This is a genomic window from Sporolactobacillus vineae DSM 21990 = SL153 (assembly GCF_000377985.1).
GTDB lineage: Bacteria > Bacillota > Bacilli > Bacillales > Sporolactobacillaceae > Sporolactobacillus > Sporolactobacillus vineae.
Genome location: NZ_KB899044.1, coordinates 334,468 through 358,592, shown reverse-complemented (window position 1 = coordinate 358,592; position 24,125 = coordinate 334,468). Strand labels below are relative to the sequence as shown.

Here is a 24,125-nt window from a genome sequence, read left to right as displayed (position 1 = left end):
TTTGCACAGAGAGCAGCCGCCTGCAGCAACAACAATGCCTCCGGAAAGAAGATGTTTATTCTGAAGAATATTCTGATTGTCGACGATGATCCGTATATCCGTGAACTGGTCCGGCTATTTCTGCAAAAAGAAGATTTGTCCTGCCTTGAGGCGGAAAACGGAAAAGAAGCGCTGGACCGGCTTGAAAATCAGCCGGTTGCCCTGATCGTTCTGGATATTATGATGCCGGAAATGGATGGCTGGACTTTATGTAAAGAAGTTAGGGCATCGCACAGCCAGCTGCCAATCCTGATGCTCACGGCGAAAGGGGAAACAATGCAAAAAGTCAAAGGATTTGAGCTCGGAGCCGACGACTACCTGGTCAAGCCGTTTGAACCGATTGAGCTGGTCATGCGTGTCAAAGCTTTGCTGAAACGTTATCAGATTTCGGCGTCACAGACACTACATATCGGGCAGCTCTGCCTGGACAAGAAAGCCCATGAGATCAGAACGGCGACCGGCCGGATGACCCTGCCTCTGAAAGAGTTTGAACTCTTGTTCATGCTTGCCGGAACTCCGGGAAGAACGTATACGCGTGATGACTTGATTGAACAAATATGGGGTTTTGACTATGAAGGAGACGAGCGCACGGTCGATGTACATATCAAACGGCTGCGTGAACGGTTTCAAGCGGTAGATTCAGGGATTAAAATCAGGACCGTACGCGGGATCGGCTACAGACTGGAAGAATGCGAATGAGAGTCATTAAAATATTTTTCTTCATGGCTGCGGTCCTTACCGTCCTGAGTATTTTCTGGACGTTCTTTTATTTTGTGATCGGGCTTGTGGCGGAGATCGGGTCCTTTTCCCTCAATCCGCTGGCCCATCACATCATCAGTTCGATCCTCGGCATTTTCCTGTTTGCGGTTATCGGCGATCTGATCAGTCATTTGCACAAACCGAAACGTTTAAATTATTTTCAAGCGATTATTCAGGCTTTAAGACAGATCGCAAAGGGTAATTTCGAAATCGAGCTGGACGCTTCGCTCACGCCGCCCGGCCTGAATGTGAAATCAAATCCGTTTATTCAACTTGCAGACAGTGTTCACTATATGGCTAAAGAACTTAGCCAGATCGAACGTGTCCGGCAGGAATTTATCTCCAATGTGTCGCATGAAATCCAGTCGCCGCTGACGTCCATCAAGGGTTTTGCCAAAGCACTGGAGAGTGACGGACTGTCGGATGAGGAGCGGCGCCATTATATCAGAATCATTGAATCGGAGAGCGACCGGTTGTCTAAACTGAGTGATAACTTGTTGAAACTGACGGTTCTTGAAAATAATCGCCACCCGATTCGTTTTGAGGCGTACCGGGCCGACCGTCAGATCAGGCAGGTGCTGCTGACGCTGGAACCTCAGTGGAACAGGAAAAAACTGGACATGAGAATTAAACTGGAAGCTGTGACGCTGATCGCGGATCAGGAACTGATGAACCAGGTGTGGATGAATCTGATCCAGAACAGTATTAAATTCACGCCGGAGCAGGGCAGGATCACGATCCGGCTGTTCCGTCAGAAGAACGGCACAGTATTTCAGGTCAGCGATACCGGGATTGGCATTCGTGAGGAAGACCGGATCCATTTATTCGAGCGTTTCTATAAGGCGGATAAGTCGCGAAACCGGACAAACGGAGGAAACGGACTGGGACTGTCGATTGTCAAGAAGATCGTCGATGTGCATCATGGATCCATTCGTATAGCGAGTGAACCGGGTCAGGGGACACAGTTCACCGTTTCTCTTCCTGTTCTGAGTGAGAGCGGCAACGAGCCTGCAATCGGAAAATGACAGATCAGCCTGCTGCGCCGACCGTCGCTGCGACGACGCCGCCGATGGTTGATAAAACGAGTGCGGCAATCATGATATAAACGACCACTTTGAACACTTTTTTCGACACGATGTCTGACCTCCTGTTCGTTCTCCCGTTGAAACCAGAGAGAGTTTATGATGGGACGGTTCTTCCTCATTCTTCCGAATTGAGCAGCTTTCCGTCCTTGTCAGGGAAAGCATTTCCTTAAAATTATATACGGATGGCTGCGCCTTTTTCAACCACTGAATATCTCATGCAGCTATGATACAATAAGCGAAGATATAGCCGGATATAAAAATCCGTAGAAGCAGGGTGAGTTTTTGATCCATACGGAAAGACTGATTCAAACGCTGTTTGAACTGATCCGGATTGATTCGGAAACCGGTGAGGAAGCAGCTGTCTCAAGTTTTTTGAAGGGAAAATTTTCAAAACTTGGTTTTGTCCTTCAGGAAGATCAGGCGAAAGCAATTACCGGGCATGGTGCGAACAATTTGATTCTTACGCTACCCGGCACGACAGCAGGAACGCCGATCTTTTTCGGTACACATATGGATACGGCCTGTCCGGGGAAAAGGATTTGTCCGGCAATCCGTAACGGTTATATTGTCTCTGACGGGAGGACGATCCTCGGTGCTGATGATAAGGCAGGCATTGCAGCATTGATCGAGGCGTTTACGGTCGTGCAGGCTTATCGGATTCCCCATGCGGATCTGCAGATCATTATTACGGCGGGTGAGGAATCTGGTCTGCTTGGCGCAAGGGCACTGAATTCGGATCTCATTCTCAGTCAGTACGGGTTTGAACTGGACAGTGTCGGACCTGTCGGGGAGATTACGATCGCCGCACCGTTTCAGGCCCGGATTGATGTCGATCTTTTTGCAAAAGCAGCGAAGAATGACGGCATGGTCCCGGATAGCCATGGGTCGGCGCTGACGATGGCAAAGAGAGCCATTACCCGTATGCCGCTCGGCCGGATTGACAGTGAAACAACAGCCGGTATCAGCCGGTTTGCGGGGAACAGCGACACTCACGCCGCCGCAGGCGATCATGTTTATCTTCTGGCTGAAGTACGATCACTGAACCGGTCGAAGCTGGACCGTCAGCTGAACCTGATGACCCGTGCCTTTAAGCAGGCTGCTGCGGAAATAGGGGGCACGGCGGGGATCAGGCCGATGCTAGTATACCCGGGTTATCGTTTCACACCGGCTGAACCGATCGTCCGGGCGGCCGAAGCAGCGGTTCTGTCGGTCGGCCGCAAGCCGCGCCTGTGCAGCAGCAGTGGCGGAAGTGATGCCAATATCTTTAATGAAAAAGGCCTGACTGCGCTTAATCTGGGTATCGGCTATGAACAGATTCACACGCTCAGGGAAAAACTGCCGGTCAGCGAACTTGTGAAAACTTCCGAACTGATTATGGCGCTCATGAATCAGGCGACCGTTTGAACCCGAATCAGGATTCTATTCAGGGCAGGTGATGTGAATGACAAAATCACTGAATCATTCCCGGATTATTTTTCACGTAGATATGAACAGCTTTTACGCTTCGGTAGAAGTGGCTTTTCATCCGGAATGGAAGGGCAAGCCTCTGGCCATTGCCGGAAATCCGGAAGAGCGGCACGGCATCGTGGTCACGAGCAGTTATGAGGCCCGGAAAATGGGCGTCCGCACGACGATGACTGTCCAGGAAGCACGGCGGAAGTGCCCCGGTCTCATTGTGAAGCATCCTGATTTTGTTCGTTATCGTGCCGTCTCAGCCCAACTCTTCCGGTTTCTGAAGAGCTACACACCTGCCGTTGAGAAGGCTTCGATTGACGAAGGCTATCTGGATATGACCGATCATATTACGGGAAAGACGGCACTGCAACTAGCCGGGGAAATACAGAATCGGATTCGGTCGGAGTTCGGTATTCCCTGCAGCATCGGTATCGCACCGAACAAGTTTCTTGCCAAAATGGCTTCAAACATGAAAAAGCCGATGGGAATCACCATCTTGCGCAAGAGGCAGCTGGCACAGAAATTGTGGCCATTGGCCATCGGAAAGATGCATGGTGTCGGACCAAAAACAGCGGAGCGTATGAAGAAGGTCGGCATCCGGACGATCGGCCAGCTGGCAGCAGCCAGGCCGGAAGACATAAAGGAACGATTCGGGGTATTCGGATGCAGGCTGCTGGCGCATGCCAACGGAAACGATGACAGACCGGTGGATCCCGGCGCCTGGGACAGGTATAAGAGTATCGGGCATTCGGTGACATTGCCGAAAGATACACGCTCGATTTCAGTGATTTCCGAAACCATCAATACTCTGTCTGCGAAACTTGCGGATAAACTTCGGAAGAAACATATTGTCAGCTATGAACTCTCGGTGATGATCCGTTATAAAGACTGGGAAACCGTTACGAGACAGCAGTCGCTGGATCAGCCGCTCTATCAAAAAAATGAAATTAACAAGTGTGCGCTGAACCTGTTCCGGAAAAACTGGAAGCGTAAGCCCGTCCGGCTGATCGGCGTGACGCTGGCGGCATTTAAACCGCTGGACATGTCGACCAAGCAGCTGGATTTATTTACATATGAACAAGATGCTGAGAAAGAACCGATTGTCCGTCTCGTTGCGCAAATGAACGAAAAATTCGGAGCCGGTACGTTGAAATCGGCAGCCGTTCTTTTCAATGACGGGGAGCTGCATTCGACTGATCATTCGCATCAGCCGAAGCATGAATAACCTAAGAACTTATGAAATCAGGGTGAAGAAATGGATTTTACTTTTCTGGGAACCGGTGCGGGAATCCCTGCAAAAGAAAGAAATGTGACATCGGTCGCCGTTGGTTTTCCAGAGTATGATGGGGATCTGTGGCTGTTTGACTGCGGTGAAGGGACACAGCGCCAGATATTATATACGCCGGTAAAACTGACCCGGCTGTCGGTCATTTTTATTACACATCTGCACGGAGATCATCTATTCGGTTTACCGGGCATTCTCGGCACCCGTTCCTTCCAGGGGGCCCAAAGTCCTTTAACACTGATCGGGCCAAGAGGTCTGAAAAATTATATTCGGACCAGTCTGAGTGTCTCCGGAACGCATCTGCACTATCTTCTGGTGATCAGAGAAATTGAAGGTACCGGCGTGATCTATGAAAACGATCGTTTTCGCGTATCCACGGACAGGCTCGATCATGGGATTGCGTCCTTCGGTTACCGGATTGAAGAACACAAACTTTCCGGGGAACTGCTCGTGGACAAACTGGAAGCTGCGGGTGTGAAACCCGGGCCTGTTTATGGGCTCTTTAAAAAACAGCCGGAAGTTGAGCTGCCGGACGGGAGAGTCCTTCGGAGTGCAGATTATCTCGGAAAAGAAAAGTCGGGGCGAGTTGTGACCATTCTCGGCGATACGCGCCCATGCAGTACGACGGCAAAGCTATCTGAAAATGCGGATTTACTGATTCATGAAGCCACCTTTCGCGACAGTGATGCATCTCTGGCCGAAAGCTATCATCATTCCACATCGGTGCAGGCTGCAGAAACAGCGAAGAATGCTTCGGTGCACCGCTTGATTCTGACTCATCTCAGCTCCAGGTATCAGAAAAAGGACCAGAAACTGTTGCTGGCAGAAGCAAAAAAGATCTTTCCACATACCATTCTGGCAAATGATTTTAAGGTATACCAATTAATGCGGCAGAAGCATCGGGAATGAAGCGCCACAGTAAAAAATAGCAAACAGACAAAACGACCGTTCATATAAGAACGGTCGTTTTGTCTGTTTGATTAGAAACTGATGAATTAGTATTCGTTATCCTTCATTTCGCCGTAACCATAACCGCCATGTTCGCTGATATCCAGTCCGGCTTTTTCAGCTTCGGCTGAAACACGGATGCCCATCGTTGCTTTCATGATTCCAAGAACGATCAGAGAAGCGACAGCGACGAAAGCGAAGGCACTGACAACGCCAAGCACCTGAACCCCGAGCTGATACCAGCCGCCGCCGTAGAACAGGCCGGGACGGCCGACACCGGCTGTTTTAACAAGTGCCGGAGCTGCGAGGAATCCGGTGGAAATTGTACCAAGGACACCGGCAACGCCGTGTACCGATACAGCATAAATCGGATCGTCGAGACCTTTGCTTTCAAAGAAGATCGATGTCCAGTAAGTAAAGCCGCCGGCAACTGCGCCGATCACGATCGCGGCCCAGGGTTCAACGAACGCACAGGACGCGGTAATCGCAACCAGGGCAGCCAGAACACCGTTACACATCGCACCGATATCTGCTTTTTTCGAAAGAATCATTGCAGTGAACAGAGCGCCGAGTGCTCCAGCTGCTGCAGCAAGATTTGTCGTTAGCGCCACGTAGCCGAAGAACTGGCCGTTCCCAATGCTGATCGTACTGCCGGCGTTGAAACCGAACCAGCCAATCCAGAGAATAAATGTACCAAGATAAACGAAAGGAAGACTATGTGCGGGAATGGCCTGCGGCTTTCCATCAATAAATTTGCCAATTCTTTTGCCGAGAAGCAGCGTGCCGATCAGAGCAGCAGTCGCGCCTTGCAGATGGACGACTGTTGAACCGGCGAAGTCCTGCATCTGCAGCCCATTCAGACCGAGCCAGCCGTTTGCATTCCATACCCAGTGGCCAACTACCGGATAAATAATCGCAATAAATACGGTACCGAATATGAAGTAGACCGATAGTTTTGCCCGTTCGGCGAAACCGCCCCAGGCAATGGCAAGGGATACAGCGGCGAAAGCCATCTGGAAAAGCCAGTAAGTCGAGGTATAGCCATCCGGAACACCGCCGACGAAGAACTGGTTCAGTCCGATAAATTTGGTTCCGGATCCGAACTCAATGCCGTAACCTACAGCCCAGTAAACAATCGATGCAATAGCCAGCGTGATGATCTGTTTACCGGTAATGTGACCGGCATTTTTGCTGCGCAGAGACCCTGATTCCAGGAATGCGAACCCCGCTTGCATTAAGATAACTAAAATTGCGGCAACCATGATCCACAGAGTGTCTGCACTCAAAGACAATTCCTTCATGTAACTAATGCTCCCCTCATCTATGATGCCATAATTATAACATATCATGTTAGTAAAAGTTACAATTAAATTTTAATAATATTCAATTATTTTAGTAAGCGTTTCCATTCAGAAACATTTTGTTCACGATTTACCGAAGGCAGCTGATCAGCCGGCCGGAATCCGCCCCACTAACCGCCTTTATAGCTTTTTCTGCGGTAAATGATTCTATATAATGGAAGAATACAGAAAAACGTCGAAGTGAAGGAATGATGTCCTTGTCAGATAATCCAATCATCGTGATCACAGGTGCCTCCAGCGGCGTAGGCAAGGAAACCGCCTTGTTATTCGCACGCAGCGGGGCAATAACAGTTCTTCTGGCGAGAAACCGCGAACGGCTGAAGTCCGTGGCTGCTGCGATCGAACAGAGAGGCGGACGGTCGGCCGCTTCCACCGTTGATATTAATGATGCGGGGCAGGTTGCCAGTGTCTTTGGCAAAATCATTGCCCGCTTTGGGAAAATTGATGTGCTGGTCAATTGTGCCGGTTTCGGGATGTTTGAACGAGTCGATGAAATGGATCTGGAAACAGTAAGAAAAATGTTCGGCGTCAATATTGTCGGCCTGATTGCCTGCACGAAGGCGGTCCTGCCGCAGATGATCCGGCAGCACTCCGGGCAGATTGTGAACATCGCTTCCATTGCCGGGAAAATCGCAACAACACGTTCAGCGGTTTACTCAGCAACGAAACATGCTGTGATCGGTTTCTCCGATGGTCTGAGACTCGACCTGAAAAATTCAGGCGTTACAGTTACCGTCGTCAACCCGGGACCGATCCGGACACCTTTCTTTAAAACTGCTGACCCGGACGGTCATTATGCAGCATCTGTTGAACGGTTCATGATGGATCCGACTTTTGTTGCGGCAAAGGTTGTCAGAGCCGTACGCACGAAAAAGCGGGAGATCAATCTTCCATGGTACATGGGCGCCTGCAGCCGGCTCTATCAGCTGTGCCCGCGGCTCGTCGAGCATCTCGGAGGCCGGTGGATGGACCTGAAGTAACCTGATGAATTTCGTAATTTATTTTGCAAAATGCATGTAAATAGGCTATCATAATTATGCAAGTAAACGCTTACAGACACTGCATCCTGCAGCTATGCGAGCCACATAAGACGGGAGGAGTCAGAATGCAAACGGAAACAAAGGCATCCGCTAAAGACATGACCGTTGAGAAAGCAAAATGGATTTATCAGAAAATGCAGGAGATCCGCCAGTTTGAAACTTCAGTTCATGATATTTTTGAGAAAGGCGAGATTCCCGGATTCGTTCACCTCTATGCCGGAGAAGAAGCCGTTGCTGTAGGTGTCTGCGCTCATCTGACAGACAATGATAATATTACGAGTACCCATCGTGGCCACGGGCACTGCATCGCAAAGGGATGCGACCTGGACGGCATGATGGCTGAAATTTTCGGCCGTTCAACCGGACTTTGTAAGGGCAAGGGAGGATCCATGCATATCGCCGATGTGTCGAAGGGCATGCTCGGCGCTAACGGGATCGTCGGCGCCGGACTTCCTCTTGCGATTGGTGCCGGACTGACTGCGAAAGTGAAAAAGACAAAGAATGTTGCCGTTTGTTTCTTCGGCGACGGTGCAAGCAACCACGGCACATTCCATGAAGCCGTAAACATGGCTGCGATCTGGAAACTGCCGGTGATCTTTGTCTGCGAGAATAATGGTTTCGGCGAAGCGTCGACATTCGACTATGCCGCAGCAACCGATCATGTTGCAGATTATGCGAAGGCCTACAAGATCGTCGGAAAAACCGTTGACGGCCGCGATGTTCAGGCTGTCTATGACGCAGCGGGAAAAGCGGTTCAGCGAGCAAGAAACGGCGAAGGGCCGACCATTCTTGAATGCAAGACCTACCGTGATTACGGGCATTTTGAAGGCGACACTCAGACCTATAAGGACAAGGATGTCCAGGAACGCGCACTGCACGAAGATGATCCGATTCTGAGATTCCAGAAATACGCGAAGGATAGTCAGCTGCTGACAGAGGACGAGATCACAGCGATTGACGACAAAGTCAAAGCTGAGATCGAGCATGCGATTAAATTTGCAGAGGACAGCCCGTTCCCTGATGCTTCTCAGGTAACAACAGATGTATACATTAATTATTGATTGCAGGTTAAAAATCTGGAGGTGACAATAAATGACAGTCAAGATGTCTTATTCAGATGCCATAAATGATGCGATTCGTATTGCCATGCGCAAAGATGAAAACGTTATCCTCATGGGTGAGGACGTTGCCGGTGGTGCTGAAGTTGACCATCTGCAGGATGAAGGCGCCTGGGGCGGAGTTTTCGGTGTAACCAAAGGGATCGTGGAGGAATTCGGACGTGACCGTGTTATTGATACGCCGATTGCTGAAGCCGGCTACATGGGTGCGGCTGTGTCGGCAGCGGCGACCGGACTGCGGCCGATTTCGGAACTGATGTTCAACGACTTTATCGGCAGCTGTCTCGACGAAGTGATGAACCAGGCGGCAAAATTCCATTATATGTTCGGTGGCAAAGCGAAAGTGCCGCTGACCATCCGGACCATCGACGGGGCAGGATTCAATGCTGCAGCGCAGCACTCTCAGAGCCTTTATGCCCTGTTCACACACATACCTGGTCTTAAAGTCGTTGTACCAAGCAATCCGTATGACATGAAAGGCCTTCTGCTGAGTGCCATCTTTGATGATGATCCGGTGGTTGTCTTTGAGGACAAGACGTTGTACGGCGTCAAAGGACAGGTTGGGGAAGGATTCTATACCATTCCATTCGGCAAGGCAGAAATCAAACGGGCCGGAAAGGATCTTACCATCGTCGGAATCGGCAAGCAGGTGAATACAGCACTTAAAGCTGCAGATCAGCTTGCCAGGAAAGGCTTTGAGGCAGAAGTCATCGATCCGAGAACGCTGTCGCCGCTGGATGAGGATACGATCATTAACTCGGTCAAGAAAACCGGCCGCCTGATCATCGTTGATGAAGCCTATCCGCGCTGCAGTGCGGCAACAGACATTGCTGCGATCGTCGGAGATAAGGCCTTTGATTATCTCGATGCCCCGATCAAGCGAGTCACAGCACCTCACAGCCCGGTACCGTTCTCGCCGCCGCTTGAAAAACTTTATCTTCCGAATCCCGAAAAGATCATCAATGCCTTTCAGTCAATGGTCGGCGACAAAGTCTTTACAACTGTGTGAAACATGTAACAGCTTGATTTATTGAGGGACGGACATCGTCCGGCAAATTCCCGGATGTTCCCCTCTCTCTTTTTGAATCAGAAAGGAGCGGACATTAATGGCGACTGAAATTATTATGCCCAAGATGGGCATGGGTATGGAAGAAGGAACCGTCGTTGAGTGGCTGAAACACAAAGGCGATTCTGTTAAAAAAGGCGAATCGGTGGTTTCGATCAGTTCGGACAAGATTGAAAAAGACCTTGAAGCGCCGGAAGACGGGGTTCTGATCGACATTGAAGCAGGAGAAGATGCGGTTGTGCCGATCGGTCAGCCACTGGGTTATATCGGTGCGAAAGGCGAAACGGTCTCTGCCCCGGCTGCGAGCAGCGAAGCCTCTGTTGCCGCCGGTTCATCGGCTGTAGCTGTTGCTGAAAAACCGGTGGCAACCGCTGCCGTCAAACAGCCTCAGGCGGCTTCTCCGTTGCCGGATCAGCCGCGGCTGCGTGTTTCCCCGGCTGCCCGGAAACTGGCAAAGACGCAGCAGGTGGATCTGAATCAGGTAACCGGAACGGGACCGCTGGGCAGAATCACTAAATCTGATGTGGCCGCATTTGCCGCGCAGCAGCAGACGCCGCCTGCGCCGCAACCTGTTGCAGCATCTCCGGTGCAGCCTGCCCCGGCTGCAGCAGAAGAAGGCAGCGTCCGGAAAGTCACCGGCATGCGCAAAGTGATTGCCGAGCGTATGTTTGAAAGCCTGCAAACTTCAGCTCAGCTGACGCTGCAGACGACAGCGGACGTAACCGAATTGCTGAAGTTTCAGAAGGAAGCCAGAGCAGCGTATCCGATTGATGACGAAGTCCGCCTGACAATCACGGATTTCATTGCCAAAGCGACGATCAATACACTGCTGAAGCATCCCGAAATGAACGGTTTCTATCAGAATGATACAATTACAACGTTCAAATCCGTCCAGCTTGGTATCGCAACGGCTCTGGATGAAGGGCTTGTGGTACCGGTCGTTAAGGACGCCGATAAGAAGTCGCTTAGTGCCATTTCTCGGGAGATCAGAAAATCAAGTAAAGCTGCGCGGAGCGGGAAACTTGATACACTTCAGCTCAGCGGTTCGACATTTACGGTATCTTCGCTCGGCACGTACGGAATCGGTTTCTTTACTCCGGTTTTGAACCAGCCTGAAATCGGCATTCTTGGTGTCGGCACAATCAACGCGCAGCCGGTTTACGTCGGTGAAGAATTGCAGAAACGCAGCCTGCTGCCGCTCAGTCTGACGTTCGACCACCGCGCGGTCGACGGCGCTCAGGCTGCCGCATTTCTGGCGGATCTCAAGGCAAATCTGGAAGCACCATTCAAACTGGTTCTCTGATCGATTGCACATCAGGGTTCTGATCGGACAAGAACAGTTTCGGAGAAGAACAGCTCTGAAACTGTTCTTTTTATTAGCACTTTTTTTGTAAAAATACAATGAGATGCAGCAATGTCCGGAAATGATTGGATGAAATCATAGGAAATAGGTTACAATAGAATTCAGCAGATTCATATTGTTTGATCGATCCAGATGTAAGCCGTCTGCGATTAATTAATGAGGGGAAAAGTTATGCCGAAATCAAGGTACTTTCGTTTTGCTATTTGGGTTCTTGTAATCTTTCTTGTCCTGCTGGTCGGATCTAATCTGACATTCATCCTGTGGCCGATCGGTGTCCTGTTTACTTCACTGGCCGCACCGCTGATTGTCTCCGGATTGCTCTATTATTTGCTTCGCCCGCTTGTCCGGTTGCTGGCACGAGTCGGCATTCCCAAGATTGTCGCCATTCTGATTATTTATTTGCTCGCTGTCGGACTGTTTACCTTCCTCGTTTTCTGGATCGGGCCGATTCTCTACAGCCAGTTTCTTTCTCTGGTCAACAGTATGCCCGGTTTAATGAATAAACTGTCTTTACAACTGAATCAGTTTCAGAACAGTGAACTGTTTACCAAATTGAAGCTGAACAATATTTCCTATATCGATACCATGAACCGATTCTCGCAGTCCTTCTCCTCGATTGTCACGTCCGTGGGAAATAATGTGCTTTCGATTGCTCAGTCTGTGACGGGTACGCTCCTGATTGTTGTTACCGTACCCTTCATTCTGTTTTATTTCCTTAAAGACGGGAATAAAATGTTTCACGGTTTTCTCCGCCTGATCCCGGAAGAACACCGGGATAAAGCAAAAGAGATCATCATTGATATGGATCAGGCCCTCAGCGGGTATATTCAGGGGCAGATGATCGTTCTCCTGTTTGATTTTGTGTTTATTTACATCTGGTATTTAATTATCGGTCTTAATTATTCACTGGTACTTGCTCTGATTATCCTGTTTACGAATGTCATTCCGTTTATCGGATCATTCATTGCGACCGTGCCGGCGGTGATCGTCGCGTTTATTCAGAGCCCGATGCTTGCTGTCTATGTCATTGTCGGGGTGATTGTCGTGCAGCAGATTGAGGGCAATGTCATATCCCCGCTCGTCATGGGAAGAAAGCTGGATGTCCATCCGCTGACCATTATCTGCCTGTTGCTGGTCGCCGGAAATCTTGCCGGAATCATCGGCATGCTGCTGGCAATCCCTGTTTACGCAGTCGCAAAGGTCATTGTGACGCGTGTCTATCAGCTGATCCAGCTGCGAAGGCAATAATCTGTGTACTGTTTGCCCGGTGTTCCATTGCTGAGTTTTCTCTGCCGGCAACCTTTTAACAATCCCATTGAATAAAAAAAGTTTCCGCTCTTTGAGGTCATTCAAAAAGCGGAAACTTTTTTTCAGCGCTTATTCAGATTCGGGCGATAAAATGTTCCGTGTAAAGCAAAGAAAGCACCATCGGGAGGTTAAGAAATGGCCAAATTGAGACCTGAATGGATTGCTCTGTGTACGGCAGCAATCGGACTGGCCTATTCAGCAGGGTATGTCGTGACTGAACCCAGGCCTATTGCTGCAGCACCGGCAAGCCATTCTGTCCAGGTGCAGTCAGACAACAGGGCATCTGCATCTGCAGGCGGAGAATCTGCTTCAGAAGCAGAGGAGCATCAGGGGCGGACGACACAAAAGAAGCAGAACAGGACGACAGCTACGACCATCCGGAAAAAGTCCGGATATAAAGACGGCACATACTCCGGCCAGGGGATGAACAGGATCGGTGCGGTTGCCGTCAGCGTGACGATTAAACAGGGGAAAATAGCCAGTGTTCAGATCACAGACTGCACGACATCTTATCCTGAAATAAAGATTGATCAGCTGCCCGCACAGGTTGTTTCGCGTCAGAATGCAAATGTAGATAATGTTTCGGGCGCCACTGAAAGTACGTCGGACTTTGTCACTGCCGTGGCCCAGGCGCTGACCCAGGCTAAAGCATAAGACACCCGGGGAAAGGAAGAGGGCATAAGGAGAGAAACCATGACCGTTGAGAAAGATTTCATCTGTATGGATACGATCGTGATGATCCGCGTGGTTTCCGGAAAACCGAAGCAGGAACAGGTTCAGTCGATTCTTCGTGCAGCCGGACAATTTTATCGGGTTGAGCAAAGTTGTTCCCGGTTCGACAGCGGCAGTGAACTGATGCGTCTTCCGGATAAAACCGACGTTCCGATTCGCGTTTCACCCGTTTTATTCTCAGCGATTCAATTCGCAGTCAGCGCAGCCGCCGAAACCGGAGGAAAATTCGATCCGAGCATCGGCAGATCACTGGAAAAGCGCGGGTTCAACAGGAATTATCTGACCGGTGAACGGATTCACTCGGATGAAGTTCATCCGGCTCAGGCGACCTACCGGGATATTGTCGTTAATCCGGTGAACCGGACGATCACATTACGAAAACCAATGGTAATCGATTTGGGTGCCGTTGCCAAGGGTATGGCGATCGACCTGGCTGCTGCAGAACTCAGGAATGAGGGCTATGAACATTTTCTGGTCAATGCCGGCGGAGACATCTTTGCAGCCGGACGAAATGAACAGAAAGAACCATGGAAAATCGGAATCAGGCATCCGGTACACCACGATGAAATTGCCGGAACCGTGCGCCTCGAAAATGCGGCAATCTGTACCTCCGGGGGTTATGAACGGCCGAGTTCTGTGCTTCCGGGAGAGCACCACCTGCTTGATCCGCTCAGCGGCCATTCTCCGTCTCAGCTGTCAAGCTGCTCGGTCATTGCCCCGTTCGCCATGCTGGCCGATGCATTTTCGACAGCGGCGATCGTTCTCGGTCCGGATGAAGGTATTAAAAAAATGGAGGAGATGGGCCTTGATTGTCTGATGATCACCCGTGATATGAACGTTACGTCGACCAAAAAATTTAAGGAGGCAGGGTCGTGGAATCCAGTGCTTTGAATCGTGTACCGCATCAGATTCAGGTAAAGCGTTCAGATTTGCGAAAGTCGAAAAAGAGGAAACAGGGCTTCAGTTTTCAAAAATTCATCAAATCCCCAAAGGGTATTGTTTTTGTTATCATTCTGCTGCTTACGATGATCGGGACGGCTTATCCGAACAACGGACGGGCCGGGGTAACCAATCTGATTGCCGCGGTTCTGACAGCGGTGTTCTTTGATTTCATCATCGCTTACCTGCTGCACCGTCCGAAGCTTTTTTCGGATGGCGCACTGATTACCGGCCTGATTATCGGAGGCATCCTCGGCCCGGCAGTTCCGTGGGCGCAGGTGATGGTTACAGTGATCGCTGCATTAAGTGTCAAACATCTGTTCAAGGATAAACGCAAACCGATACTGAATCCGGCGGCAATCGGTCTTCTGGTCAGTTCACTGCTTTTCAGTACGGAAGAGAGCTGGTGGAGTGCCTTATCGATGCTTCCCGCCTGGGCAACGATCCTGCTCATTGCCGGCGGTTTCGTCGTGGTGAACCGGATCAATAAATTTCCGCTCGTCTTTGCGTTCATGGCAGCCTATATTATTTTCTTTGCTGCTGCCGGTCTTCTCGGAGTGACCGAAGCCGGGAATGCACTGAGAATGCCGTATATTAATGCGGCGCTGTTTCTGTCGTTTTTCATGCTGACCGACCCGCCGACTTCTCCGTCACGGGCCGGAGAACAGATCTTCTTCGGGATTCTCGCGGCGCTCTGTGCAGGATGTGCCTATCTGTATTTGAGTAAAGTCACTTTCATGCTGATCGGCCTTTTGCTGGCGAATGCCTGGAAGTATCTTCAGGCGCGCAGCCGAAGCGCTCAGCGGGCGACCATGGGCAGAGGATGAGCCGTACGGGTCAATCAGCCGGACTGAGCATGACTATGCTATAATTGCCCTTGGCGGGGTGAAGTTATGGGCTATATTGAAAATCTCCGGCAGAAAGTCGGGCATATGCCGCTGATTCTTGCCGGTGCTGCTGTGCTGATTCAGAACACGGACGGGTCTGTATTATTTCAGAAACGACGCGACCCGGTGAACAGCTGGGGGATTCCTGGCGGGCTCATGGAACTTCGCGAATCTCCGGAAGATACAGCGATTCGTGAGGTGCGGGAGGAGACCGGCCTCATAATCTCCGACCTTAAGCTGCTCGGCGTCTATTCCAGTTCCGGCCGGATGTCGACAGCCGGGAACGGCGATCAGTACTATCCACTGACAATTGCTTATGTCACGTCCCATTTTGAAGGGATGCTGCAGGTTGATCCTGCAGAATCACTCGATTATCAATTTTTTTCTTTAAATGAGCTGCCGAAACCGTTATTAAAAAATCATCTCCGGATTGTCAACGACTTTATCTCGAAATTAAAATGATGAAAAAAGAAGGGATCGTATCCGGACGGTCCCTTCTTTGTGCTTTCTGGACGCCGAAATCAGTCGGCAGCTGTTTCGAGAGCAATCCGGATCATGTCGTTGAACGTGGTCTGGCGCTCTTTGGCTGTTGTATTTTCGTCGGCGAAAATATGGTCGCTGACGGTGAGGACAGTGAGCGCCTGTACGCCATATTTGGCAGCCAGTGTATAAAGGGCGCTGGTTTCCATCTCAACGCCGAGCACACCGTAGCCGGCCAGCGTTTTGAAGATATCCGTGCTGTCCCGGTAAAAGACATCCGCTGAAAGCACATTACCGACATGGAGCGAGATGTTCGCCCGAGATCCGATTTCATAAGCCGTTTTCAATAGTTTAAAGTCAGCGGTGGGGGAAAAATCAACATTGGGGAAAATGGCACGGTTAACTGCGGAATCGGTTGTTGCCGACATCGCCAGAATGACGTCCCGGACATGGATCTCTTTCTGAATGCCCCCGCATGTTCCGACGCGGATCAATTTTTTTACGCCATAGTCACGAATCAGTTCATTGACATAAATTGAGATCGACGGGATTCCCATTCCGGTGCCCTGAACCGAGATTCTTTTTCCATTATAAGTGCCGGTAAAACCGAGCATACCCCGAACCTGGTTATACTGAACAGGGTTATCTAAATAGGTCTCCGCAATGTATTTTGCCCGCAGCGGGTCGCCGGGCAGCAAAATGGTGTCGGCGATCTCGCCTTGCCTGGCTTCCATATGTACGCTCATAGACATCCTCCTAAATGAATTGGCGCAGTGGTTACGGATCTGATCCGTGTCCACCGGTCTTAAAACAATCTCTTATAATGATGCCTCAAATCCACAGTTAATGGAAGAGGGCAGAGAAAAATCATTTTCTATCATTCTTTTATGATTGAACTTGACTTTTCAAATAATTAGCGACATATTTAACATATGAACAGTCGTTCATATGAAGGGACGAAAAGAACGTCTGATTGCTGAAACGGGGATGAACCACAATGACGACAAATAGCGTTCCGGAAGAGGAAAAAATGAAACGATCTGAACCGGGCCATCAGGCGCATCACCATACAGGTAACCAGAAAGCTCTATTCCTGAGCTTTCTTCTGATTACGCTATTCATGATTGTTGAGTTTGCCGGCGGGCTGATCAGCCACAGTCTGGCACTCCTGTCTGATGCCGGGCATATGCTCAGCGACTCGATTTCTCTTGGATTGAGCTTTGCTGCACTTGTTGCCGGATTACGCCTTCCGGCAAACAACCGAAAAACATTCGGCTATCGCCGGTTTGAAATCTTGTCCGCACTGTTCAACGGGGTATTGCTGCTGGTTATCTCGGCAGTGATTCTCATTGAAGCGATCCGCCGTTTTTCCAGTCCGGTTCAGGTCGCCGGCACAGAAATGCTGGTCATCGCTGCGCTCGGTCTGATCATTAATCTGGTGGTTGCCTGGATTCTCGGACGCGGGGAATCGAAGCAAAATCTGAATGTCAGAAGTGCATGGCTCCATGTGATCGGCGATTTGCTCGGTTCTGTCGGCGCCATTTCGGCAGCGCTTATGATTAATCTGACCGGCTGGCAGCCGGCCGATCCGATTGCCAGTATCCTGGTTTCCCTGATCATCCTGAGAAGCGGCTGGCAGGTCAGCAAATCAGCCATCAACATTCTGATGGAAGGCAAGCCCGACGAACTGGATGTCGATGAGATCCGTGAGAAGATTCGTGCCGTCCATGGCGTAACGAATCTTCATGATCTGCATATCTGGACGATTACTTCCGGTTTTCTCTCCCTGAGCTGCCACCTGAAAGTGGCCGACGGGGTGAACCGCGATGAGGTGCTCAGGCAGGTTGAACATATTCTTGAACCCTATCAACTTGAACATTCAACGATCCAGATCGAAGGCGCAGCCTACTCAGACTGTCATTCCGACTGCGCCCACGCCGCCCGGAAGCCAGGGAAGCCGGACTTGAAAAGTACTGATCCTTCTTTGTGAAAGGCTTTATAAATTTGTTTTGTCTTTTGTCCCTCTGCTGTCTGGAACGGATTGCCCGCGGAAAGCGAGCAAAAATAATATTATTCATCGTGAGCAAAAGCCTGCTTCTCTGTTTTATGGCTGCCGGTTAAAAATTTTCATCCGGCCGTACATTTGTCAGAACAAGCAGGCTTTCGTTGTTTTCATTCCACCGCGGTTCATCGTTCGATGGATTTAAGATAGTCGCGGATCTCGTCCGGCGACTGATTGTCCGCGCGTAAATGCGCCGTTTTTTTGCCGCTTTTGAAAGCAAGCAGGCTGGGGATGCCGAGTACCTGGTAGTCCCGGCCCAGTTCAGGAAATTGATCCCGGTCGGCGGAATACCATTTGAACGGAAATTCCTGCACCAGATCGTCTACATACATATTCAGCCGTTTACAGTCCGGGCACCAGCCGGTTTCGAATTTCACGATCACCGTTTCCGGACTGTTGATCACTTTATTGAATTCTTCTACTGAGTTTATCGCTTTCATCTTCCGGCTTCCCTTCATTGTGATCCACGTGATCCACGCTTACGTTCAATTCTAGCAAATTTTCAACCGGACGCAATGTATTCTGCCCGAATGAATCAGGCAACCGGTGTATACCTCTTTTAAACAGCGAAAGAACCTGCTAAAGTGCAAATAAGGGGATGACAGCAAAATGGCAGAAAACAGCATATTGGGCCGGCAAGCATTACTGATCGTTGACATGAGCAATGATTTCGTCGATGACCACGGCGGGCTGACAGCGGGGAAGCCGGCGCAGAAAATAGTTCCATATATTGTCTCGCTGGCCGGCAAATTTCATCAGGAGGGAAAACCGGTCATTTTCTGTATGGATGCGCATCATGAACATGATCCGCACTTCAAGCTCTGGCCGCCGCATAATATTGTCGGCACCTGGGGCGCACAGATTTACGGCAAGCTCGGCGAGTGGTACGAGGCACATCGTGAAGAACCGGGGGTCATTTTTGTTCCGAAGCCTGAGTATGACGCGTTTATTGGAACGAATCTCGATCAGATCCTTAAATCGCTTCATGTTGAAACGGTACATCTGACTGGCGTCTGCACCGATATCTGTGATTTTCTCACAGCTTACGGTGCCTATTCCAGGGGATTCAGAACGGTTGCTTATAATCAGGGGATGGCCACATTCACCGGACAGCACGACATCTTTCTGAAACAGATGAAAGCCATCTTCAAAACCGAGATTATCAGCTAAAAGGACCGACATTGTGGAAAAGGATACGACTCATGGAAAGAAGCGGTGCGACTGGCATACCGGCGATCCCGTATATATTGCCTATCATGATCAGGAATGGGGCCGGCCGGTCCGCGACGCGCAGGCACTGTTTGAGATGCTCTGTCTTGAAGGCATGCAGGCCGGACTGAGCTGGATCACCATTTTAAAACGGCGGGAGCATTATCGCCGCGCATTTGCCGGATTTGATCCCGAGCGGATCGCCCGATTTACTGAAGAGAAAGAAGAAAAATTGATGCAGGACGCAGGACTTATTCGCAACCGGCGGAAAATCCATGCGATTATTGTCAATGCGCAATGCTTTCTTCAGGTTGAGCGAACCCGGCCGTTCAGCGAATACATCTGGTCCTTTGTCGGCGGGCGCCCAGTGCAGCATCATTATCATTCTCATGAGGAGATTCCGGCGCGCAGCCAGGAATCCATAAACATGAGCCGGGATTTGAAACGAAGGGGATTTAAATTTGTCGGAGAGACAATCTGTTATGCATTTATGCAGGCGACCGGCATGGTGAATGATCACGAGACCGGGTGTTTCTGCTATGCTGAAATTGCCGGGAACCATCAGCCTGACCGGAACCGGTGAAAGACTTTACAGGAGAACAATATAGGGAGTGGCTGTTTATGGATCGTGATTTGATAGAAGTACAAACGGATTCTAAAAAAATTTTTGACGGTAAAATCGTGCATTTGTACCTGGACAAGGTCAGGCTCCCCAATGGGGAAAGCGCTACGCGCGAAGTGGTCATGCATCCCGGAGCTGTGGCGATCATTGCTGCAGACGCGCAGGATCGTCTGCTTCTGGTCCGCCAGTTTCGTTATCCGATGAGAAAGATTATCTATGAGATTCCGGCCGGCAAACTCGAACCCGGTGAAAATCCGGATCATGCCGCAGTACGCGAACTCGAAGAAGAAACGGGCCATCGCTGCCGCCAGCTGGATAAAGTATCGGAGTTTTATTCGACGCCCGGATTTTCTGATGAACTCTTGCATTTGTACTTTACTGATTCTCTGACCTCAGGCCGCCAGCACCTGGACGAGGACGAATTTCTTGAAGTCTGTGCCGTCGGCCTGGATGAAGCGGTTGCGATGGTCAGGGATCACCGGATCGCCGATGCGAAAACCGTTTATGCGGTTCAGTTTATGCAGCTCCGCGCCTTGCGCAAATAATCTATCAGAATTTTATATGAAACACGCCCCCTTGTACTAGCCCGGCGGATCCGGTCATAGACTGAATCATAGATTCCGGGTGAAAGAAGAACGGCAGGGGGGTTGGCTTATGTCCAGAGTACGATTGATGCGCCTGTTGAACGATCATTTTCGGGAGTGCCGCTCACTCTATATTTTCGTAATTGCGCTATTTATGGTAGGCATCGTGTTCGGAGGAATTGTCGTCAACAGTCTTCCATACGGGACAAAGTTAGATCTGCTTCACTATATGCAACAGTTTTTCGGTGAATTGTCCCGTGGACAGATTGCCGATCCGCAGCTGATGTTCCGGGAGAGCCTGACCAATGATCTTCAGTATCTTGGCCTGATCTGGCTGCTCGGGCTGTCCGTGATCGGTCTGCCGATTATCTTTGTGCTCATTTTTATTAAAGGTCTGGTGCTTGGCTTTACGGTCGGATTTCTTGTCAGTCAGATGGGTGTTAATGGATTTCTGGCGTCTCTGGTCAGTATCTTTCCACAGAATATGCTGCTGATCCCCGCCGATCTGTTTATTTCCGTCATTGCCGTTGTCTGCTGCCTGAAAGTGTTCCGACAGCTTCTGATCCGGACAAGACGGGAACCGCTTTTACCGCAACTGTTCGGATATGTTCTGCTGCTTCTGCCTGCCTGTGTGCTTGTGTTTGCGGCCAGCAGTTTCGAAGCGTACCTGTCTCCTTCCCTGATCCGTCTGTTTCTTAACTGAGAACAGAGAATTTGTGACTTTTTGGACAGATTTGATTGGAATGAGTGATAAATGATAATCATTTAGCTAATAAAGGCGCTTTTATCAGGGATTTAGTGATTATCAGAATAAATTTATTATAACTTTATAATTGTTTTATTTTTCATTGACACCCGCCGGAGCAGGGCTTATACTTTGCATATAGTTGAGAATCAGACGTCATGCTGGCGGTTCAATGAATCAGCGTTGTTTCTTACTGGTTTGTTTCTGCCAGTCCTGCGAAGGGAGAGGTTTGTATGGAAGGCAGGATTAACCGGATTAAGAAACAACTGCATAAAGAGAAATACAAACTGACTCCGCAGCGTGAGGCGACAGTCAGAGTTTTACTTGAAAATGAACAGGATCATCTGAGTGCAGAAGATGTCTATCTTCTGGTCAAAGAAAAAGCACCGGAGATCGGCCTTGCAACAGTTTACCGGACGCTGGAACTGCTAAGCGAACTGAAGGTTGTCGATAAGATTAATTTTGGCGACGGGGTTTCCCGCTATGATCTTCGCCGTGAAGGGGCTCACCATTTTCATCATCATCTGGTTTGCATTGAGTGCGGGGCGGTGGATGAAATCCAGGAGGACCTGCTTGGTGAAGTGGAGAAGGTCGTCGAACGGCGCTGGCACTTTAAAGTAATGGATCACCGGCTGACGTTTCACGGCATCTGCCATCGCTGCCTTGAGAAGCATAAAGAGGAGCAGCACGAGGATGGGGCACAGCCGAATATTAAAGAAGAATCGGATCATCAAATGGAAAAAGTATAAGTGTGGTCATGCGCAGAAAACAGTCTGATTTCATGCAGGCTGTTTTTTGTTGCTTCCGCTTTTCCTTATTCGCTGAAACAGTTAGAATAGAATTCATCAGGACCGGCCGGATGAGCGGAACAGTCATGCAGCCCATGGCCTGACGCATAGGCTAACTTCAAGGAACGTGAAGGGCATCTGGATCACGTTCAGAGGGGAGCGTGCGGACGAATGGGTCAACTGGTGAAGCGAATCGTACAGGCTTTATTCATATTCATTTTTTTCGTGGCCATGACCAGTGTCTTTTATCTGGGAATGAACTGGCTGGATCGGCTTCCCGGACATGGAAACTACGATCAGGTGCCGGATCACGGTGCTGTCAGTGTCAGCTCGGATCGTTCGTCATCAGGGCTTAGTGAATCAGACGGACCGGATCAGTTTCCTGACTGGCGGCGTATTCTTGTATTCATCAGAGATGGGGAATGACATCGGTGAATAACTGGATTGACAACTTTTTGAAAGATATGAGTGAGAAGCAGGGGTGCTCGGACAATACGCGGGCGGCCTATCGTTCTGATCTCGTGCAATATAGTCACTACCTTCAGACAAAGGAATCAGTTTCATCGTGGGACAAGGTGACGGATGTTCAGACTGCAAAATTTATTTACTGGCTGAAGGATAGACAGGAATCCCCGGCAACATTGGCCAGAAAGGCTGTATCGATCCGTCGGTTCCACCGCTTCCTGATCCGGAATCATCTGCTTGAGCGTGATCCGTCAGTCATGATTGATGCGCCGAGGATCACCCCCAAACCTCCGCTCATTCTGACGGTCGGCGAAGTGGAAAGACTGCTCGAGAAGCCGCGTCATTCTGATAAGCCAAACTGGCGGGATGCCGCCATGCTCGAATTGCTTTATGCAACCGGAATGCGGGCGACCGAGCTGATCAATCTTAAGCGGGGCGACCTCAATCTGGAACTTGGTTTTGTCCGTTGCCGGACTGGACGGGGCCGTGAACGCGTCGTGCCCGTCGGCGAACCGGCGAAACAGGTTCTCGGTCGCTATCTGGAGGAATCGGAAAGAAACGGTTCGGAGATCCGGAGCGATCAGCCGCTTTTCCCGAACCGCCGGAACGCGCGCATGACGCGCCAGTCCGTCTGGAAGATGATGAAAACGTATGCGCAGCAGACCGGCCTCAGATCGGGGCTGTCTCCGGAAACGTTAAGAAATTCGCTGATTGCACACTTGTTTGAACGAGGTGCCGATCCGGAATCTGTCGATGAGCTGATGGGCAGGTCGGCGTCTGCAGGCAGCCGCAGGTTTCCGCTCCGACGGAAAGAAACACTGAGACAGATGTATGGGCACTGTCATCCCCGTGCCCGATTTAAGAACCAGTAAATGAATTGTATCGAAATGGAGTGTTGGTGTTGAACGATGTTAACGAAGCATTGGAAGTGCTCAGAACAAAGACCGGGAAAACGCCGGAGATCGGGCTGATCCTCGGGTCCGGACTCGGCGAACTGGCGGATCATATTGCTGATTCGGATGCCGTCCCTTACCATGATCTGCCTCATTTTCCTGAACCGACCGTCGCCGGACATAAGGGGCGATTCGTGCTTGGAAAACTGAAAGGTAAATCCGTCATTGCGATGCAGGGCCGCTATCATCATTATGAAGGCTATTCGCTCAGGCAGGTAGCCTTTCCGGTGGCTGTCATGAAGGCCGCCGGCATCAAGACGCTGCTCGTTACGAATGCCGCCGGCGGTATCAATCTGAATTTTGCACCGGGCGATCTGATGCTGATTACCGACCATATCAATATGCTGGACGGGAGTCCGCTGATCGGACCGAATGATGATGCCTTCGGTCCGAGATTTCCCGACATGTCGGGAGCTTATACCCCGGCTTTGATTGAACAGGCGGAAGATGTCGCCAGTCGTGCCGGAATTCATCTTCAGAAGGGGGTCTATCTGGCCACTTCGGGACCTCAGTATGAAACGCCGGCAGAAATCCGGATGATGCGGACACTGGGTGCCGACGCCGTCGGCATGTCGACCGTTCCTGAGGTCATTGCTGCAGCTCATGCCGGACTGAGTGTTCTCGGCATCTCCTGCATTACCAACATGGCCAGCGGCATTCTCGACCAGCCGCTTTCCCACCATGAAGTGATCGAAACGGCGGAGCGGGTGAAGGAGCATTTCACACAGCTTGTTGAAGGTATCATCGGTCAGCTTTGACGGTTCCGAAACAAACAAATATACAGGCATCAAGGGCACCGGTTCACGAGATCCGGTGCCCTTGATGCTTCTCT

27 protein-coding genes are annotated in these 24,125 nt (G+C 50.3%); 23 read left to right on the top strand and 4 right to left on the bottom strand.

The annotated features are described in order from the left end of the window. The first annotated feature begins 60 nt into the window (after positions 1–60). Together D889_RS0106010 and D889_RS0106005 are read left to right on the top strand one after the other, a co-directional pair. A complete protein-coding gene (locus D889_RS0106010) occupies positions 61–738 on the top strand; it encodes a response regulator transcription factor (RefSeq protein ID WP_026039108.1) in 678 nt (225 codons plus the stop codon). Beyond that, positions 735–1,823 (top strand): sensor histidine kinase, encoded by a 1,089-nt coding sequence (locus D889_RS0106005; protein ID WP_010632341.1) that lies wholly within the window; start codon positions 735–737, stop codon positions 1,821–1,823. Before D889_RS0106010 ends, D889_RS0106005 begins: the two co-directional genes overlap by 4 nt. A 4-nt stretch (positions 1,824–1,827) precedes the next feature. Here D889_RS0106005 and prli42 read toward each other — a convergent pair whose 3' ends face one another. Beyond that, positions 1,828–1,932, bottom strand: coding sequence for a stressosome-associated protein Prli42 (prli42, locus tag D889_RS15575; RefSeq protein WP_018962210.1), 105 nt, complete (start codon positions 1,930–1,932; stop codon positions 1,828–1,830). 233 nt (positions 1,933–2,165) lie between these two features. Between prli42 and D889_RS0105995 the strand changes: the two genes are divergently transcribed. The 3 genes from D889_RS0105995 to rnz are packed head-to-tail and all read left to right on the top strand — an operon-like array spanning position 2,166 to position 5,532. Further along, positions 2,166–3,287, top strand: a complete 1,122-nt coding sequence (locus D889_RS0105995) for a M20/M25/M40 family metallo-hydrolase (protein ID WP_010632342.1) — start codon at positions 2,166–2,168, stop codon at positions 3,285–3,287. A 37-nt stretch (positions 3,288–3,324) separates the two neighbouring features. Further along, positions 3,325–4,563: a DNA polymerase IV gene (locus D889_RS0105990; RefSeq protein WP_010632343.1), complete on the top strand. Its 1,239-nt coding sequence runs from the start codon at positions 3,325–3,327 to the stop codon at positions 4,561–4,563. 30 nt (positions 4,564–4,593) lie between these two features. Then, positions 4,594–5,532, top strand: a complete 939-nt coding sequence (gene rnz / locus D889_RS0105985; RefSeq protein ID WP_010632344.1) for a ribonuclease Z — start codon at positions 4,594–4,596, stop codon at positions 5,530–5,532. An 86-nt stretch (positions 5,533–5,618) separates the two neighbouring features. Here the strand turns inward: rnz and D889_RS0105980 are convergent, their stop codons facing one another. Then, positions 5,619–6,872 carry an ammonium transporter gene (locus D889_RS0105980; RefSeq protein ID WP_010632345.1) on the bottom strand — a complete coding sequence of 418 codons (1,254 nt, stop codon included), beginning with the start codon at positions 6,870–6,872 and terminating at the stop codon, positions 5,619–5,621. A gap of 248 nt (positions 6,873–7,120) precedes the next feature. Between D889_RS0105980 and D889_RS0105975 the strand changes: the two genes are divergently transcribed. From D889_RS0105975 to D889_RS0105935, 9 genes are all read left to right on the top strand, one after another. Next, positions 7,121–7,912, top strand: coding sequence for an SDR family NAD(P)-dependent oxidoreductase (locus tag D889_RS0105975; RefSeq protein ID WP_026039109.1), 792 nt, complete (start codon positions 7,121–7,123; stop codon positions 7,910–7,912). A gap of 125 nt (positions 7,913–8,037) precedes the next feature. Continuing rightward, on the top strand, positions 8,038–9,033 hold the full coding sequence (locus D889_RS0105970; RefSeq protein ID WP_010632347.1) for a thiamine pyrophosphate-dependent dehydrogenase E1 component subunit alpha: 996 nt from the start codon (positions 8,038–8,040) through the stop codon (positions 9,031–9,033). A 31-nt stretch (positions 9,034–9,064) separates the two neighbouring features. Beyond that, positions 9,065–10,099: an alpha-ketoacid dehydrogenase subunit beta gene (locus D889_RS0105965; RefSeq protein ID WP_010632348.1), complete on the top strand. Its 1,035-nt coding sequence runs from the start codon at positions 9,065–9,067 to the stop codon at positions 10,097–10,099. Between the two features lie 97 nt (positions 10,100–10,196). Continuing rightward, complete coding sequence (locus D889_RS0105960) at positions 10,197–11,459, top strand: dihydrolipoamide acetyltransferase family protein (RefSeq protein ID WP_010632349.1); 1,263 nt, start codon at positions 10,197–10,199, stop codon at positions 11,457–11,459. 231 nt (positions 11,460–11,690) lie between these two features. After that, positions 11,691–12,767: an AI-2E family transporter gene (locus D889_RS0105955; RefSeq protein WP_010632350.1), complete on the top strand. Its 1,077-nt coding sequence runs from the start codon at positions 11,691–11,693 to the stop codon at positions 12,765–12,767. A gap of 195 nt (positions 12,768–12,962) precedes the next feature. After that, entirely contained in the window at positions 12,963–13,481 is a 519-nt protein-coding gene (locus tag D889_RS0105950; protein WP_010631600.1) for an FMN-binding protein, read from the top strand. A 39-nt stretch (positions 13,482–13,520) separates the two neighbouring features. Continuing rightward, positions 13,521–14,450 carry an FAD:protein FMN transferase gene (locus D889_RS0105945; RefSeq protein WP_010631601.1) on the top strand — a complete coding sequence of 310 codons (930 nt, stop codon included), beginning with the start codon at positions 13,521–13,523 and terminating at the stop codon, positions 14,448–14,450. Next, a complete protein-coding gene (locus D889_RS0105940; protein ID WP_010631602.1) occupies positions 14,432–15,325 on the top strand; it encodes an RnfABCDGE type electron transport complex subunit D in 894 nt (297 codons plus the stop codon). Before D889_RS0105945 ends, D889_RS0105940 begins: the two co-directional genes overlap by 19 nt. A 66-nt stretch (positions 15,326–15,391) precedes the next feature. After that, on the top strand, positions 15,392–15,847 hold the full coding sequence (locus D889_RS0105935; protein WP_010631603.1) for an NUDIX hydrolase: 456 nt from the start codon (positions 15,392–15,394) through the stop codon (positions 15,845–15,847). A gap of 59 nt (positions 15,848–15,906) precedes the next feature. Here the strand turns inward: D889_RS0105935 and deoD are convergent, their stop codons facing one another. Beyond that, positions 15,907–16,611: a purine-nucleoside phosphorylase gene (deoD, locus tag D889_RS0105930; RefSeq protein ID WP_010631604.1), complete on the bottom strand. Its 705-nt coding sequence runs from the start codon at positions 16,609–16,611 to the stop codon at positions 15,907–15,909. Between the two features lie 251 nt (positions 16,612–16,862). On the opposite strand from deoD, the gene D889_RS14870 reads away from it, so the two are divergent. Beyond that, a complete protein-coding gene (locus tag D889_RS14870) occupies positions 16,863–17,855 on the top strand; it encodes a cation diffusion facilitator family transporter (RefSeq protein WP_010631605.1) in 993 nt (330 codons plus the stop codon). A gap of 197 nt (positions 17,856–18,052) precedes the next feature. Here the strand turns inward: D889_RS14870 and D889_RS0105920 are convergent, their stop codons facing one another. After that, the gene (locus D889_RS0105920; protein ID WP_010631606.1) at positions 18,053–18,367 is read right to left on the bottom strand and encodes a thioredoxin family protein; all 315 of its coding nucleotides are present in this window, start codon (positions 18,365–18,367) and stop codon (positions 18,053–18,055) included. A gap of 169 nt (positions 18,368–18,536) precedes the next feature. Between D889_RS0105920 and D889_RS0105915 the strand changes: the two genes are divergently transcribed. From D889_RS0105915 to D889_RS0105880, 8 genes are all read left to right on the top strand, one after another. Further along, complete coding sequence (locus D889_RS0105915) at positions 18,537–19,097, top strand: cysteine hydrolase family protein (protein ID WP_010631607.1); 561 nt, start codon at positions 18,537–18,539, stop codon at positions 19,095–19,097. A 13-nt stretch (positions 19,098–19,110) separates the two neighbouring features. After that, positions 19,111–19,719 (top strand): DNA-3-methyladenine glycosylase I, encoded by a 609-nt coding sequence (locus D889_RS0105910; RefSeq protein ID WP_010631608.1) that lies wholly within the window; start codon positions 19,111–19,113, stop codon positions 19,717–19,719. A gap of 38 nt (positions 19,720–19,757) precedes the next feature. Then, positions 19,758–20,303, top strand: a complete 546-nt coding sequence (locus D889_RS0105905) for an NUDIX domain-containing protein (protein WP_010631609.1) — start codon at positions 19,758–19,760, stop codon at positions 20,301–20,303. Positions 20,304–20,412: 109 nt separating this feature from the next. Further along, the gene (spoIIM, locus tag D889_RS0105900; protein WP_010631610.1) at positions 20,413–21,045 is read left to right on the top strand and encodes a stage II sporulation protein M; all 633 of its coding nucleotides are present in this window, start codon (positions 20,413–20,415) and stop codon (positions 21,043–21,045) included. A gap of 275 nt (positions 21,046–21,320) precedes the next feature. Then, positions 21,321–21,836 (top strand): ferric iron uptake transcriptional regulator, encoded by a 516-nt coding sequence (gene fur, locus D889_RS0105895; RefSeq protein WP_010631611.1) that lies wholly within the window; start codon positions 21,321–21,323, stop codon positions 21,834–21,836. A 210-nt stretch (positions 21,837–22,046) separates the two neighbouring features. Continuing rightward, positions 22,047–22,301, top strand: a complete 255-nt coding sequence (locus D889_RS0105890) for a DUF4227 family protein (protein ID WP_010631612.1) — start codon at positions 22,047–22,049, stop codon at positions 22,299–22,301. Then, a complete protein-coding gene (locus D889_RS0105885) occupies positions 22,298–23,212 on the top strand; it encodes a tyrosine-type recombinase/integrase (RefSeq protein WP_010631613.1) in 915 nt (304 codons plus the stop codon). Before D889_RS0105890 ends, D889_RS0105885 begins: the two co-directional genes overlap by 4 nt. Positions 23,213–23,235: 23 nt before the next feature. Next, complete coding sequence (locus D889_RS0105880) at positions 23,236–24,051, top strand: purine-nucleoside phosphorylase (protein ID WP_010631614.1); 816 nt, start codon at positions 23,236–23,238, stop codon at positions 24,049–24,051. The last annotated feature ends 74 nt before the right edge of the window (positions 24,052–24,125 follow it).

Coding starts and splice junctions, on each gene's coding strand:
- D889_RS0105990 (WP_010632343.1), top strand. CDS start 3,325: ATGACAAAATCACTGAATCATTCCCGGATTATTTTTCACGTAGATATG.
- D889_RS0105950 (WP_010631600.1), top strand. CDS start 12,963: ATGGCCAAATTGAGACCTGAATGGATTGCTCTGTGTACGGCAGCAATC.
- rnz (WP_010632344.1), top strand. CDS start 4,594: ATGGATTTTACTTTTCTGGGAACCGGTGCGGGAATCCCTGCAAAAGAA.
- D889_RS0105915 (WP_010631607.1), top strand. CDS start 18,537: ATGGCAGAAAACAGCATATTGGGCCGGCAAGCATTACTGATCGTTGAC.
- D889_RS0105890 (WP_010631612.1), top strand. CDS start 22,047: ATGGGTCAACTGGTGAAGCGAATCGTACAGGCTTTATTCATATTCATT.
- D889_RS0105945 (WP_010631601.1), top strand. CDS start 13,521: ATGACCGTTGAGAAAGATTTCATCTGTATGGATACGATCGTGATGATC.
- D889_RS0105905 (WP_010631609.1), top strand. CDS start 19,758: ATGGATCGTGATTTGATAGAAGTACAAACGGATTCTAAAAAAATTTTT.
- fur (WP_010631611.1), top strand. CDS start 21,321: ATGGAAGGCAGGATTAACCGGATTAAGAAACAACTGCATAAAGAGAAA.
- D889_RS0106005 (WP_010632341.1), top strand. CDS start 735: ATGAGAGTCATTAAAATATTTTTCTTCATGGCTGCGGTCCTTACCGTC.
- D889_RS0105955 (WP_010632350.1), top strand. CDS start 11,691: ATGCCGAAATCAAGGTACTTTCGTTTTGCTATTTGGGTTCTTGTAATC.
- D889_RS0105885 (WP_010631613.1), top strand. CDS start 22,298: ATGACATCGGTGAATAACTGGATTGACAACTTTTTGAAAGATATGAGT.
- D889_RS0105980 (WP_010632345.1), bottom strand. CDS start 6,872: ATGAAGGAATTGTCTTTGAGTGCAGACACTCTGTGGATCATGGTTGCC.
- spoIIM (WP_010631610.1), top strand. CDS start 20,413: ATGTCCAGAGTACGATTGATGCGCCTGTTGAACGATCATTTTCGGGAG.
- D889_RS0105935 (WP_010631603.1), top strand. CDS start 15,392: ATGGGCTATATTGAAAATCTCCGGCAGAAAGTCGGGCATATGCCGCTG.
- deoD (WP_010631604.1), bottom strand. CDS start 16,611: ATGAGCGTACATATGGAAGCCAGGCAAGGCGAGATCGCCGACACCATT.
- D889_RS0105965 (WP_010632348.1), top strand. CDS start 9,065: ATGACAGTCAAGATGTCTTATTCAGATGCCATAAATGATGCGATTCGT.
- D889_RS14870 (WP_010631605.1), top strand. CDS start 16,863: ATGACGACAAATAGCGTTCCGGAAGAGGAAAAAATGAAACGATCTGAA.
- D889_RS0105920 (WP_010631606.1), bottom strand. CDS start 18,367: ATGAAAGCGATAAACTCAGTAGAAGAATTCAATAAAGTGATCAACAGT.
- D889_RS0105970 (WP_010632347.1), top strand. CDS start 8,038: ATGCAAACGGAAACAAAGGCATCCGCTAAAGACATGACCGTTGAGAAA.
- D889_RS0105960 (WP_010632349.1), top strand. CDS start 10,197: ATGGCGACTGAAATTATTATGCCCAAGATGGGCATGGGTATGGAAGAA.
- D889_RS0105975 (WP_026039109.1), top strand. CDS start 7,121: ATGATGTCCTTGTCAGATAATCCAATCATCGTGATCACAGGTGCCTCC.